Annotated in this window: 10 protein-coding genes; 8 read left to right on the top strand and 2 right to left on the bottom strand. The window is 75.7% G+C overall.

Annotated elements, in window-relative coordinates; genetic code table 11:
- Window positions 1-249: 249 nt before the first annotated feature.
- From zwf to WME98_RS51450, 5 genes are all read left to right on the top strand, one after another.
- Window positions 250-1,827 (top strand): glucose-6-phosphate dehydrogenase, encoded by a 1,578-nt coding sequence (zwf, locus tag WME98_RS51470; RefSeq protein ID WP_437948918.1) that lies wholly within the window; start codon window positions 250-252, stop codon window positions 1,825-1,827.
- On the top strand, window positions 1,824-2,900 hold the full coding sequence (locus tag WME98_RS51465) for a glucose-6-phosphate dehydrogenase assembly protein OpcA (protein ID WP_437322373.1): 1,077 nt from the start codon (window positions 1,824-1,826) through the stop codon (window positions 2,898-2,900). Before zwf ends, WME98_RS51465 begins: the two co-directional genes overlap by 4 nt.
- Before the next feature lie 22 nt (window positions 2,901-2,922).
- A complete protein-coding gene (gene pgl, locus WME98_RS51460) occupies window positions 2,923-3,648 on the top strand; it encodes a 6-phosphogluconolactonase (RefSeq protein ID WP_437948917.1) in 726 nt (241 codons plus the stop codon).
- 150 nt (window positions 3,649-3,798) lie between these two features.
- Entirely contained in the window at window positions 3,799-4,473 is a 675-nt protein-coding gene (locus tag WME98_RS51455) for a cobalamin B12-binding domain-containing protein (protein WP_437948916.1), read from the top strand.
- A complete protein-coding gene (locus tag WME98_RS51450) occupies window positions 4,464-5,612 on the top strand; it encodes a sensor histidine kinase (RefSeq protein WP_437948915.1) in 1,149 nt (382 codons plus the stop codon). Before WME98_RS51455 ends, WME98_RS51450 begins: the two co-directional genes overlap by 10 nt.
- A 180-nt stretch (window positions 5,613-5,792) precedes the next feature.
- Here the strand turns inward: WME98_RS51450 and WME98_RS51445 are convergent, their stop codons facing one another.
- Window positions 5,793-6,902 carry a glucokinase gene (locus WME98_RS51445; protein ID WP_437948914.1) on the bottom strand — a complete coding sequence of 370 codons (1,110 nt, stop codon included), beginning with the start codon at window positions 6,900-6,902 and terminating at the stop codon, window positions 5,793-5,795.
- 142 nt (window positions 6,903-7,044) lie between these two features.
- Between WME98_RS51445 and WME98_RS51440 the strand changes: the two genes are divergently transcribed.
- Genes WME98_RS51440 through WME98_RS51430 form a run of 3 tightly spaced genes read left to right on the top strand, consistent with a single transcriptional unit; the run spans window position 7,045 to window position 11,977 of the window.
- Window positions 7,045-9,180, top strand: coding sequence for a mechanosensitive ion channel domain-containing protein (locus tag WME98_RS51440; RefSeq protein WP_437948913.1), 2,136 nt, complete (start codon window positions 7,045-7,047; stop codon window positions 9,178-9,180).
- Window positions 9,177-10,481: a cation:proton antiporter gene (locus WME98_RS51435; protein WP_437948912.1), complete on the top strand. Its 1,305-nt coding sequence runs from the start codon at window positions 9,177-9,179 to the stop codon at window positions 10,479-10,481. The genes WME98_RS51440 and WME98_RS51435 overlap by 4 nt, the downstream gene beginning before the upstream one ends.
- 11 nt (window positions 10,482-10,492) lie before the next feature.
- Window positions 10,493-11,977, top strand: a complete 1,485-nt coding sequence (locus WME98_RS51430) for a cation:proton antiporter (RefSeq protein WP_437948911.1) — start codon at window positions 10,493-10,495, stop codon at window positions 11,975-11,977.
- 12 nt (window positions 11,978-11,989) lie between these two features.
- On the opposite strand, the gene WME98_RS51425 is transcribed toward WME98_RS51430, so the two are convergent.
- A complete protein-coding gene (locus WME98_RS51425) occupies window positions 11,990-12,640 on the bottom strand; it encodes a hypothetical protein (protein ID WP_437948910.1) in 651 nt (216 codons plus the stop codon).
- Window positions 12,641-13,010: the final 370 nt, after the last annotated feature.

The raw sequence follows: 13,010 nt of genomic DNA, 5'->3' as shown, positions 1-13,010 counted from the left end.
TCGCGCGCTCGGCCAGCATGCCGCGCGCTCGGCCAGCATGCCGCGCGCTCGGCCAGCATGCCGCGCGCTCGGCCAGCACGCCGCGCGCTCGGCCCGCACGCCCGCGCTCGGCCCGCACGCCCGCGCGAAGCCGTCGACGCGGTGGCGGCCGCGCGTCGTTCCGCCTTCCGCCGGCGCGATCGGAGCTACCCTACGCCGCGGAGGCGCGCGGGCATCGTGCCCGTCGTCGCCGATCGGAGCTCATCCACCATGACCCAAGCCGAGAAGAACCCGCTTCGCGAAGGAATGCCCGAGGAGCGAACCGCCTCGCCGGCAGCGCTCGTGATCTTTGGCGCCTCGGGCGACCTGACCCGTCGCAAGCTGCTGCCCGCGGTCTACAACCTGGCGCTCAGCCGCCTGCTGACCGGCGGCTTCGCCGTGGTCGGCGTGGCGCGGCGTCCGAAACCGGATTTCGCCCAGGAGATGCGCGAGGCGGTCGGGAAGTACTCGCGGCGCCCCCTGGAGGAGGCGTCCTGGAGCGAGCTCGAGAAGGGCATCAGCTACGTCCAGGGGTCGTTCGACGAGGCCGAGACGTACGCCCGGCTCGCCGCGGAGCTCGAGCGGCTCGACGCCGAGCGCGGCACCCGCAAAAACCGGGTCTTCTACCTGGCCGTCGCGCCCGACCAGTTCGCGCCCATCGTGCGCGGCCTGCGCGCGGCGAACCTCGTCGCGCCGCCGTCGCACGAGAAGGACGCGCCGTTCCAGCACGTCGTCGTCGAGAAGCCGTTCGGCGAGGACCTGGAGAGCGCCCGCGCCCTCAACCGCGATCTGCTCGCCCACCTCGCCGAGTCGCAGATCTACCGGATCGACCACTACCTCGGGAAGGAGACGGTCCAGAACCTCCTCGTCCTCCGGTTCGGCAACACGATCTTCGAGCCGCTCTGGTCGCGCCAGCACGTCGACCACGTGCAGATCACCGTGGCCGAGGAGATCGGCGTCGAGGGCCGCGGCAAGTTCTACGAGAAGGTCGGCATCACCCGGGACATCGTGCAGAACCACGCGCTCCAGCTGCTCACGCTCGTCGCGATGGAGCCGCCGTCGTCGTGGGACGCCGACGCGGTGCGCGACGAGAAGGTGAAGGTGCTGCGGACGCTCCGGCCGATCGAGGGGCCTGACGCGCTTTCGTCGACCGTGCGCGGCCAGTACGCCGCCGGCATCGTGCGCGGCGAGAAGGTGCCCGGCTACACCGAGGAGCCCGACGTGGCGAAGGACTCGATGACCGAGACCTACGTCGCGATGAAGCTCCACCTCGACAGCTGGCGCTGGGGCGGGGTGCCGTTCTACCTGCGCGCCGGCAAGCGGCTGGCGAAGCGGGTGGCCGAGGTGGTGCTGCACTTCAAGCCGCTGCCGCACGGCCTGTTCAAGGGCGCCCCCGGCGCCACCGAGGAGCCGAACGCGCTCGTGATGCGCCTCCAGCCCGACGAGGGCATCTCGCTCCGGTTCGCGGCGAAGATCCCGGGCAGCGGCATCGCGATCCGCGGCGTGACCATGGACTTCCGCTACGGCGCCGCGTTCGGCTCGAGCACGCCCGAGGCGTACGAGCGGCTCCTGCTCGACGCGCTGCGCGGCGACGCCACGCTGTTCACGCGCGCCGACGAGGTCGAGGCGCAGTGGGGCTTCGTCGATCCGATCTTCGAGGGGTGGCGGACGCAGAACGCGCCCATCGCGCGCTACGCCGCGGGCACGTGGGGCCCGCCGGAGGCCGACGCCCTGGTCCAGCCGTCCGAGGGCGCCCGCGGGGCGTGCGGCGAGCGGAAGCCGCCGGAGCGGGCCTGGAGGCGGCCGTGAGCGCCGGGCGCATCGCCGAGGTGATCAAGCGGGTCGAGTCGGAGCTCGCCGAGTTCTGGTCGTCGCCCGACGAGTCGCGGCCGGAGCCGGCCCCGAAGACGCGCGCGTCGACGATGAACTTCGTCGCGGTGGGCAGCCGCGCCGAGGTCGAGCGCCTGAAGGAGCAGGCCGAGGAGCTCGCCGAGACGCACGCGGGCCGGACGCTGCTCATCACGCTCGACGACCGGCTCGATCCGCTGAGCGTGCAGGCCGACTGGTCGGCCACGTGCCGCCGCGCCGGGGAGGTGCCGATCTGCTACGACCGCGTGGAGCTCACGTTCGGGGTGGCCGCCGCCGAGCGCGTCGCGTCGGTGGTGAGCGCGCTGACGATCTCCGACGTGGCGGTGATCGTCGAGCTCGCGCCGGGCGCGCCGAACGTGCTCGGCGACGCGCTCGCGCCGATCTGCGATCGGCTGGTGTTCGACTCGGCCGAGACGTGCATCGAGCGGATCGCGGAGGTGGCGCGCGGGACGAAGGCGCCGCTGGCGGATCGGGCGTTCGTGCGGACGTTCTCGTTCCGCGAGCTCGTGGCGCGGTTCTTCGACGACATGCCCGAGGCGTCGCGCGCGATCCGGCGGGTGGAGATCGCGCGCAGCGCGGGGGCGAAGCCGGATCCGGCGGCGCTGCTCCTCGGGTGGATGGGGTCGCGGCTCGGCTGGACGTTCGAGTCGCGGGGGCCGGCGCAGCCCGCCGGCGCCGGCGTCGTGGGCCGCGCCCGCGCGGCGGACGGCGCGCCGATCGAGATCGCGCTTGTGGACGGGCCGCCGGCCGGGGAGCAGGCGCAGCGCCGGATCGACGGCGTGCGCCTCTTCACGTCGCTGCGCGGCGAGCCGCTCGCGCTCGGGTGCGTGCGGCTCGACAAGGCGCCCGCGACGGCGCGGTGGACGATGGAGGGGGCGCGGTCGGCCGACCACCTGCACCCGCTCGGCTACCGGGACGAGACGTGGGTGCTGACGAAGACGATCGACTCGCTGGAGGGCGATCGCCTGCTGCGCGAGGCGGTGCTCGCCGCCGCCGCGTGGAGCGCGCTCTGACGAGGCCGGGAGGAGGACCGAGATGAACGGTGGTGAAGAGACGCTCGTCGCGGCGGACGCGGCGGAGCTCGCGATCCTCGGGGCGGAGCTCATGGCGCGCGCGATCGCCGCGGCGATCGAGGCGCGCGGCGTCGCGCGGATCGCGCTGTCGGGCGGGGGCACGCCGTCTCCTTCGTACCAGCGGCTCGCGGCGCTGTCGCTCCCGTGGGCGCAGACCGAGTGGTTCTGGGTGGACGAGCGCGCGGTCGCGCCCGACCACCCCCGCTCGAACTACGGCGCCGCGCGCCGAGATCTCGCGGCGGCGCGCGTCCCGGAGGGCCGCTTCTTCCGCATGGAGGGGGAGGCGGCCGATCTCGGCGGGGCCGCCGCGCGCTACGAGGCGCTCCTGCGCGCGCGCTTCGGGGTCGCGTCGGCGGTGGCGTTCGACCTGATGACGCTGGGGATCGGCGACGACGCGCACACGGCGTCGCTCTTCCCCGGGACGGGGGCGGTGGGCATCGAGGATCGCCTGGTCGCCGCGATCCCGGCGCAGCCGGGCAAGGGGCTGGAGGCGCGGCTCACGCTGACGGCCCCGGTGATCCGGGAGGCGCGGGTGAAGCTCTTGCTCGCCGGCGGGGCGAGCAAGCGCGCGGTCGTGGCGCAGGCGAAGCGGACGGGTCCGGCCGACGAGGTGCCGGCGCGCGCCGTGCGCGGCGGCGCCGGGCGGCTCGTCTGGCTGCTCGACGCGGCGGCGGCGCAGGCCGGGTAGCGAGCGCGCGGCCGCGTCCTCTCGCGCGCGCCGCGCCAGCGGCCGCGCGCCAGCAGCTCGACACGCGCTGGCGCGCGGCCGCGGCGATTCCGCGCGGCGCGAGGCTTGACGCCATCGCTCCTTGCGCCAGAAGCCACGACACGCGCGCAGATGCCGTCGGGCGAGGGAGGAGCTGCAAGCCGAGAGCCGCGGATCGCCGAGGGCGACGACGCCGAGGCGCGCCTGTTCACCGCCGCGATCCTGACGGGCAACTACATCGCCGCGCGGAGCGTGCTGCACGCCGCGATCGGCAACGGGCTCGGCTACATCTACGAGCGCATCGTCGTGCCGGCCATGGAGGAGGTCGGGAGCCGCTGGTACGAGAACCGGATCAGCGTCGCGGACGAGCACCTCGCCACGGCGGTCGCGCAGACCGCCGTCGCCTCCATCTACCCGCTGATCCGGTGGCCGGCGGGGGGGCCGCGGGCGGTGGTCGGCTACGTCGAGCCCGAGCGCCACGCGTTCGGCGCGCGCATGGTCGCCGATCTCCTCGCCCTCGACGGCTGGCAGACGACGTTCGCGAGCGGGGGGATCTCGCTCGCGCGCGGGCTCGAGGATCTCCGGCGGAGCGAGGTGAAGCTCTTCGCCGTGTCGATCACCCTCTGCGAGCACCTGCCGGCGGCGCGCGCGCTCATCGAGAACGCGCGCGAGGACATGCCCGGCGTGAAGATCCTCGTCGGCGGCCGCGCCGTCGCGGCGCTGCCCGACGCGGTTCGGCTGCTCGGGGCCGATGCGATCGCGGCGACGGCCTCGCGGGCGGTGGAGGTCGCGCGGGCATGGCGGTGACGCAGCCGGACGCCGCGGCGCTCCTCGGCGCCCTCCTCGCGAGCGAGGACGACCTCCTGCTCGTGGTGCAGCGCGGCGAGATCTCCCACGCCAGCGCGGCGGTGGAGCGGCGGCTCGGCGGCGCCGCGCCGGGCAGGGACGTCGCGTCGCTGTTCCACGAGGAGAGCCGCGAGAAGCTCGCGGCCGCGCTGGCCCACGAGGCGCCCGCCGCGTGGGAGCTCCAGGTGTGCCGCGAGGGTGAGGGGCAGGAGCCGGTGAGCTTCCTCGTGGTCCCGGCCGCGGACGGATCGCGCATCCTGCTCGGGCGGGCTCCCGCGCTGGACGAGGCGGTCCGGATCAAGGAGGCTGCCATCACGCTGACGACCGCGCTCGCGGACATCGCCCGCGAGCTCGCGACGAAGGGCGCCGAGCTCGAGGCGGCGCGCGCCGGGCTCGAGGAGCTCGGGCGCCACCGCGACGAGCTCCTGTCGATCGTGTCGCACGACCTGAAGGCCTCGCTGCACGCCATCCGGCTCCAGGGCTCGCTCATCGAGCACGCCGAGACCCCTCCGACGGCGGCGCAGCGCGCGACGATCGCGGGGCGGCTGCTCCGCAACGTCGACCGGATGACGTCGCTCATCTCGGACATCCTCGACGCCGCGCTCGCCGACGCGGGGGAGCTGCGGATCGAGCCGCAGCGGTTCTCCCTGGGCGACGTGGTCGCCGAGGTGGTCGACACGGTGGCCCTCATCGCGGCCGACGCGGGGGTGCAGCTCCGCCGCGCGGCCGCGGGCGCCGCGGTCGTGGACGGCGACGCCCGGCGGCTCTACCAGGTCGTCCTGAACCTCGTCGAGAACGCGATCCGGCACTCGCCGCGGGGGGCCGAGGTCCTCATCGCGCTCGAGGCGCAGGGCGCGCGCGTGCGCTGCTCGGTCGAGGACGGGGGGCCCGGCATCGCGCCCGAGGAGCGCGCCGCGGTGTTCGAGCGCTTCCAGCGGCGGGGCGGCCGCGCGGGCCGGGCCGGCCTCGGCCTGTACATCGCGCGGCGGATCGTCGCGCTGCACGGGGGCTCGATCTGGGTCGAGGCCGGGGCGCGCGGCGGCGCGCGCTTCGTCTTCGAGATCCCGGCGCCCGGCGGCGCGGGTGGTGACCGGATTTGAACATGAAGGCGGGAAGGGGGGAAGAAAAGATCAATGATCTTCTTGCCTTCCCGCCTTCATGGGGATCGCTCCGGGGCAGATTGGGCCACCACCGGGGCGCGGGCGGGGCGGCGGACGCGGGCGCGCGCTGAGGCGACGTCGCGCGCGCGGGGCGCGGTGAGGCGCGCCCCCCCGCCGCGCTCAGGACCTGCGGGACGGCGCGCGGCGCCGGGGCGCGTCGTCGTCGTCGTCGCCGCGCGCGGCGAGCTCCCTCGCGAGGGCGAGCGCGCCGCGGACGCCGACGAGGGGGTCGGTGACCACGGCGACGGGCACCCCCTCGAGGAGCGGCGTGAGGCGGCCCTTCTTCACGAAGGACTTCATGAACAGCTCGCGCCGCGCGGTGACGAGGTTCCTCGCGATGTTGCCGAGGACGAAGACCCCGCCGAGCGCGAGCTCGCGCAGGGCGAGGTTGCCCGCCTCGGCGCCGTAGATCTCGACGAACAGGTCGACCGCGCGCGCGGCGGGCCGGAACGCGCGCGCGAGCCCGAGCTCGGAGATCGCCGCGTTGCGGTCGCCCTCGGCGAGGCGGCGCTCGATCGCGCGGGGCACGCGGGCGGCGCGGGCGGCGAAGAAATCGAAGAGGGCGCCGAGCCCGTCGCCCGAGAGGACCCGCTCGTAGCTCACGTGATCCGGGTGGCGCTCGGCGAGGAACTGCCACAGCTCGACCTCGACGGCGGAGCGCGGGGCGAAGTCGGTGTGGCCGCCCTCGGTCGGGAGCGTCAGGTGGCGGGCGCCGTCCCAGACGAGCCGGGCCTCGCCGAGGCCGGTGCCGGCGGCGATGACGGCCATGTTGCTCTCCTTCGGCCGCGGGCGGCGCTCGGTGAGCGGCGCGATCGAGGAGCGGGGGATGTGCAGGCAGCCCCGGGCGCCGACCACCAGGTCGTTCGCGAGCACGACGCGCGCGATCTTGAGCCGGCGCGACAGCTCGCGCTCCGCGAGGCGCCAGGGCAGGTTCGTGATGGTGGCGACGTGGTCCTTGATGGGGCCGGCGACGCCGAGCACCGCGACGGCGGGGTGGGGCGCGTCGCTGCGGACGAGGAACGGGAGGGCGATCTCCTCGAAGCTCGCGTGCTCGCGGCTGCGGAAGACCGCCTCGGAGAGCGGCCTCTCGCCGGAGGCGTCGTAGAGCGCGAGCCGGGTGTTCGTGCCTCCGATGTCGCCGACGAGCAGCGACGGGGCCACGGATTTCTTGGTCCTTGCCACGCGGGCGCCCTGCCAGCGCCCCGCGTCGGCGGCAAGGCGAACCGTCATCGGGCGGGCGCGGACGGGGCGATCGTCGGAGCGGCCTGCAGCCTCGACCGCCGCGCTGGCGCGGGCGCCCGTGGGTTCCCGCGAGCGGCCTCGGCGCTGTCCTGCCTTGACCGGCGCACCGCCTCCGGTCGAAAGTGCCGGCGTGCAGCGGCTGTTCCCCGCGCTTCTGGCCGCGCTCGCCGGCCTCGTCTCTCTCGCCGGCCCAGCGTTCGCCGACGCGGCGCAGGGCGCGCTCGCGCAGCCTGCGCCCGCGCACCTCGCGCAGCCTGCGCCCGCGCCGCCGCAGGGCGCGCCCGCGCCGCCTTCTCAGGGCGCGCCCGCGCCGCCGCCGCCCGCACCGGCCACCTCCGCGCCGCCCTCCGCCTCGGCCGCGCCGCGCTCGGCGCGGGCCACGGCGGCGCCGGCCGCTCCGGCCGCGTCCGCGCCGCCGGCGCAGCTCGCGCCTGCGCCGGCTTCGGCCCCGCCGGTCGCGCCGCCCGCGTCGGCGCCGGCCGCTCCGGCCGCGTCCGCGCCGCCGGCGCAGCCCGCGCCCGTGCAGGCCACCTCGGCGCCGCCCTCCGCCGCGCAGCTCGCCGCCGCGCCGGCGCAGCCCGCGGCGGATCCGCCGCCCGCGGCCGATCCGCCGCCCGCGCAGGCCTCCGCGACGCCGCCGGCGCAGCCCGCAGCCCAGCCGCCGGCGCCCGTGCAGCCGCCGATCGTGCACGTCGCGCCGTCGCCCGCGCCGCCCCGGTCGGCGGCCGCGCAGGTCGTGCTGGCGCCCGCGCCGCCGCAGCCGGCCGCCGAACAGGCCGAGCCGCGCCCGCCCGACCCCCAGCCGCCGCCGGCGGTCGAGCAGCCCGAGGCGCGCGTCGAGCTGCTCGGCCGCACGGTGTTCGCCATCCGCGTGCACCGCGGCAGCCTCTCCCCCCCGGCGCGCGCCCGCGAGGCGGCGAAGGTGCTGGAGCGCGCCGCCCAGGAGAAGCAGATCCCCGAGGTCCGCGTCGACGAGCAGGCGGGCGTCGCGGTGATCTACGTCGGCGAGAGCCCGCTCATCCACATCGGGCCCGAGGACGCCGTCGCGGCGGGCACCACCACCGTCTCCGTCCACGCCGCCGCGATCGCCGCCACGGTGCGCGACGTCCTCGCCAAGGAGCACAGCCGGAGCCGCCTCGCCACGAGCGTGTTCTCCTTCTCGCTGCTCGTCTTCTCGGGGCTGATCGCGCTGCTCCTGCTCCGCAAGGTCGGCGAGCTCGTCGAGCGGGCGCGCGCCTGGGTCGCCGAGCACCCGGAGCGGCTCCCGGCGCTGCACGTCCGCGGCATCGAGATGCTCCGGCCCGCCGCGTCCCAGGGCGCGCTCTCCGTCGCGCTCGGCGCCGCCGGCATCCTCGTCCGGCTGGGCATCGCCTACATCTGGATCCTCTTCGCGCTCTCCCTGTTCGAGTCCACGCGCAACTACAGCCAGAAGCTCACCGGCTTCGTGCTCGCGCCGATGTCGGAGCTCATGGGGCGCATCGCGCGGAGCGTCCCGGTGCTCGTGCTCGCGATCCTCGCGACGCTCGCGGTCATCGTCCTCATCCGCTTCGTGGGGCTGTTCTTCGGGAGCGTCAGCCGGGGCGAGACGTCGCTCGGGTGGCTCCCCTCGGAGCTCGCGGTCGCGACCGGGGTCCTCGTCCGCTTCGGCATCCTCGTGGCCGCGCTGCTGCTCGCGGCGCCGCTCATCACCGGCACCGACGAGGGGGCGCTCACGCGGGTCGGCTTCGTGGTGCTCGCGTCGGCCGGGCTCGCCAGCACGCCGCTCATCGCCTCGGCGGCCGTCGGCCTCTCGGTCATCTACGGGCGGCGCCTGCGCGTCGGCGACGTCGCCGACGTGGGCGGCCGGTCCGGGCGGGTCCGCGAGCTGACGCTGCTCGAGGCGCGCCTCGAGGACGAGGACGGGTGCGTCGTGCGCGTGCCCCACCTGCTCAGCCTGTTCCACCCGACGCGCGTCCGCGGCCGCCCCCCGCTCGTGGCCGTCGAGATCAGCGTCGACCCCTCCGCCGATCTCGACCGAGTGCGGGAGCTGCTCCTCAAGACCGGATCGAGCCTCGGCAGCCGCGCCCGCGCCGCGCTCGTCGCGATCGACGAGGGGGGCGCGCACTTCCGGGCCACGATGGCGTGCGACGGCGACGACGTGCGCAGCCGCTGGCTCGCCGCCGTGGCGCAGGCGCTCGTCGCCGCCGGCATCCCGCTCGGGCGCGCGCCGGCGACCTCCGGCGGCGCGCCGCGCCGCGCGCCGCTGGATCGGGGCGCGGCCTCGTGAACGCCATCTGGCTCCTGATGGGGCTGCTCGTGCTGTCGTACCTCGGCAGCTCGCTCGTCAGCGGCCGCGTGCTGCGGGGCATCGGCCTCCCCTCGGGCGCCGAGTACGTGGTGCTCGGCTTCGTGCTCGGGCCCTCGGCGCTCGGGCTGCTCGAGCCCTCGTCGCTCGCCGCGTTCGAGCCCGTGGCGGGCGTCGCGCTCGGCTGGCTCGCGGTCGTGGTCGGCCTCGATTTCGGCTTCGTCGGCAACCGCCGCGTCCGCCCGTCGCGGATGGCGCTCGGCGTGCTGATGAGCCTGCTCACCGGCTCGGCGGTGGCCGCAGCGGTGTGGTTCGCGGCGGCGCGCGGCGCGCCGTCGCTGGAGAGCGGCGACCGGGTGCTGCTCGCGGCGGGCGTGGGCGCCGTCTCGGCCGAGACGACGCGGCACGCCGTGCTCTGGGTCACGCAGCGCTACAGCGCGAGCGGCAAGCTCTCGGACCTCATCGCCGACATCGCCGACTGCGACGACCTCGGGCCGCTGCTCATGATGGGCGGCGCCTTCGCGCTCGTCCCGCAGGCGACGGGCCACTGGCCGCTCCCGTTCTGGGGGTGGACGATCGTCACGGCGCTCATCGGCGTGGTGCTCGGGCTCATCGCGGTCGTGCTCCTCGGCAGCGATTTCCGCCTGATCCAGAGCTGGGGCGTGCTGCTCGGCACGTCGCTGCTCACGATGGGCACGAGCGCGCGGGTCGGCCTGTCGCCGCTCTTCGCGACGTTCGCGATGGGCGTGACCATCGCCGCGCTCTCCCGGCACCGCGAGGAGATCGTCGCGATGATCGCGCCGACCGAGCGGCCGGTCATCCTGCCGGCGCTCCTGCTCGCGGGCGCGCAGGTGAACCCGAAGGCGGCGCCGTTCCTGCCCTGGATCGTGGCGATCGCGCTGGCGGCGCGGGTGCTCGGCAAGCTCGCGACGGGCCTCGTCTTCCGGGTCGCGTCGCCGGACGCGCGCGACACCTCGCCCTGGCTCGGCCTCGGGCTGCTCTCGTCGGGCGCCGTCGCCATGAGCGTCGGGCTCGCCTTCGCGCTGCGTTTTCCGGGCCCGGTCGGGCACACCGTCCTCGTCGCCGCGGCGGCCGCCGCCGTCTTCGGCGAGCTCGTCGGTCCGCAGGCGCTGCGCGCCACGCTCCGCAAGGCCGGCGAGCTCGCCGCGCCCGAGCGGGAGTCGCTCTTCTTCGGCCGCGGGCTGGGCCGCGCCGCGCGCGACGCCGCGCCGGGCGACGGCGATGTCCCGCCGCCGCCGGTGGCCGAGCGGGGCGAGGGGTAGGAGGTGTCCCCGTGAGCGCTGCAGCACTCCCTGACATCGCGCCCGTCGCGCCCGCCGGGCCCGACGCGCCCGCTGGCCCGGCTGGGCCCGCCGCCGCCCCCGAGCCGCACGGCGCGCCTCCTTCCGGCCATCACGGCTCGGCCCCCAAGGGCCCGCTGAACCACCTCACGCACGCGGTCGCGCTGGTGATCCTGTTCGGCGTGCTCTACGCGACGACGCGCGCGGTCCCGCACGACAACGGCCCGGCGGGCACCATCGCCTCGATCGGCTTCCTCCTGCTCGCGGGCACGCTCGCGAGCGAGCTCGTCGAGCCGCTCCGCTTGCCGCACCTCTCCGGCTACATCCTCGCGGGCATCGTCGCGGGGCCGCACGTCCTCAAGCTCGTCGATCACCACGCCGTCGAGGAGATCTCGCGGGTCAACGCGCTCGCGCTGGCGCTCATCGCGCTCGCCGGCGGGGCCGAGCTCCGGCTCGAGATGGTCAAGAAGAGCCTGAGGAGCCTCCTCTTGCACAACCTCGTGCAGACGGTCCTCGTGTTCGTGGCGATGACCGGCGTCTTCTTCGCCGCGCGCTCGCTCGTCCCGTTCGCGGCCGACCTCCCGATCGCCGCGGCGTTCGGCGTGGCGGTCCTCTGGGGCGTGATCGCGGTCACCCGCAGCCCCTCGGCCGTGCTCGGCATCCTCTCGCAGACGCGCGCGACGGGGCCCGTGGCGATGAACACGCTCGCGTTCGTGATGACGTCGGACATCATCGTCATCGTCGTCACGGCGGTCGCGCTCTCCACGGTGCGGCCGCTGATCGAGCCGGGCACGACGATGTCGATGCACGAGATCGAGCTGCTCGGCCGCGAGATCCTCGGGAGCATCTCGATCGGCACGACCCTCGGGCTCGCGCTGGCGGCGTACATGCGGCTCATCGGCCGGCAGCTCATCCTGGTGTTCGTGGCGCTCGGCTTCGGGGCCACGGAGGTGCTGCGTTACCTCCGCTTCGACGCGCTGCTCGTGTTCGTGGTCGCCGGGTTCGTCGTCGCGAACCTGTCGAAGCAGGGGGAGAAGCTGGTGCACGCGGTCGAGGACGCCGCGAGCGTGGTGTTCGTGCTGTTCTTCGCGACGGCGGGCGCGCACCTCGATCTGCCGCTGCTCAAGCTGATGTGGCCGGTCGCGCTGCTCTTCGGCGCGTCGCGCGCCTTCGTGACCTGGGTGGCGAGCCGCATCGGCAACCGGCTCGCGGACGACCCGCCGGTGCTGCGGAAGTGGGCGTGGTGCGGGCTGGTCTCGCAGGCCGGGCTCACGCTGGGCATCAGCCTGACGATCGAGCGCGCGTTCCCGAGCCTGGGCGCCGGCTTCCGCGCGCTCGTCATCGGGTGCGTGGCGCTGAACGAGGTGTTCGGCCCGATCCTCTTCAAGTACGCGCTCGACCGCGCCGGCGAGACGGCCGTGGAGGCGTCGCGCGGGTCGCTGGCGAAGTCGCTGCCGGACCTCGGGCGCCCTGGGTGAGGTGCGGCCCGCTCACGGGGTGAACCGGAGCGAGTAGCTCACCACGGTGGGGCCTCGCCTCGGCTTGAGGAAGTCGATCCGCTCGAAGACGCCGACCACGCATTTCGTGAACGCCTCGCCCTTGAGCGCCGTGCGCGGCTTGCGCACCTCGGCCTTGCCGCCGTCCTTCTCGATGCGCAGGTCGATCCCGAAGTCGCCGCCCTTGGTCGGGTCCTCCGCGAGCGCGAAGCAGCGTCGGAAGTCGTCGAAGTGGGGCGCGACCGAGCGCTTGATCGGCTCCTTGGTGAAGTCGTCGTGCGGCCCGCCGCCGATGTGCATGCCGATGTTCGCGACCTTCACCTTCGGGAGCGGCCCGGCGTCGGCCGGGGCCGCGGCGGGCGCCGCCGGTTCGGCCGCGGCGGGGGCGGCGGAGGCTGCGGCGCTGGCGGTGGGGGCGGCGGGCGCGGAGGCCGCGGGGGCAGGGGTGGAGGCGCTCGCGGAGGCGGCCGCGCTCGCCGGCGGATCGGTCGGCGGCGGCGCGGCGCTCGCCGGCGCGGTCGCGAGCGCCTCCGCCTGCGGCGCGGCGTGGCGCTCGGCCGGGGGCGTGGCGCCTGACGAGCAGCCTGCTGCGGCGAGGGCGAGGGGAGCGGAGAGCGCGAGGAAGAGCGGGGCGGGACGGCGCATGATGGCGCGCGAATCTACTGCGGCTCGCGCTGATGCAGGAAGCGGACGGCGCGCGGAAGATCGGAGCGCCGCCGGAGCGATCGGGCGGGCGGGTGGAGGGCCGGGGGCGGGCGGGTGGAGGCCCCGTTCGTGGGCTGGGGACCTCCATCGCGCGCGCGAGCGGTTCCGTCGCTGGAACGAAGGCTTCCGGCGCGGTCCGGAAGGCTTCCGGCGCGGTCCGGAAGGCTTCGCGCGCGCTCCGGAAGGCTTCGCGCGCGGTCCGGAAGCTTCGCGCGCGGGGCGGAGGGTCGAATTTCCCGGGAAATTCGTCCCCCGGCGCGCGCCGGACGGCGCCGGGGCCGCGGCGGACGCCGCTAAGTACGCGAAACCT

Origin of the sequence: Sorangium sp. So ce296, assembly GCF_051529605.1 — a bacterium.
Taxonomy (GTDB): domain Bacteria; phylum Myxococcota_A; class Polyangia; order Polyangiales; family Polyangiaceae; genus Sorangium; species Sorangium cellulosum_D.
The sequence above is the reverse complement of the archived record's forward strand: the minus strand, read 5'-3'. Positions and strand labels throughout refer to the sequence as shown.

Excerpts from the sequence above, each read along its gene's own strand:
- WME98_RS51445 (WP_437948914.1), bottom strand. The coding sequence starts at position 6,902 with ATGACGGTTCGCCTTGCCGCCGACGCGGGGCGCTGGCAGGGCGCCCGC.
- WME98_RS51455 (WP_437948916.1), top strand. The coding sequence starts at position 3,799 with ATGCCGTCGGGCGAGGGAGGAGCTGCAAGCCGAGAGCCGCGGATCGCC.
- WME98_RS51425 (WP_437948910.1), bottom strand. The coding sequence starts at position 12,640 with ATGCGCCGTCCCGCCCCGCTCTTCCTCGCGCTCTCCGCTCCCCTCGCC.
- zwf (WP_437948918.1), top strand. The coding sequence starts at position 250 with ATGACCCAAGCCGAGAAGAACCCGCTTCGCGAAGGAATGCCCGAGGAG.
- WME98_RS51450 (WP_437948915.1), top strand. The coding sequence starts at position 4,464 with ATGGCGGTGACGCAGCCGGACGCCGCGGCGCTCCTCGGCGCCCTCCTC.
- pgl (WP_437948917.1), top strand. The coding sequence starts at position 2,923 with ATGAACGGTGGTGAAGAGACGCTCGTCGCGGCGGACGCGGCGGAGCTC.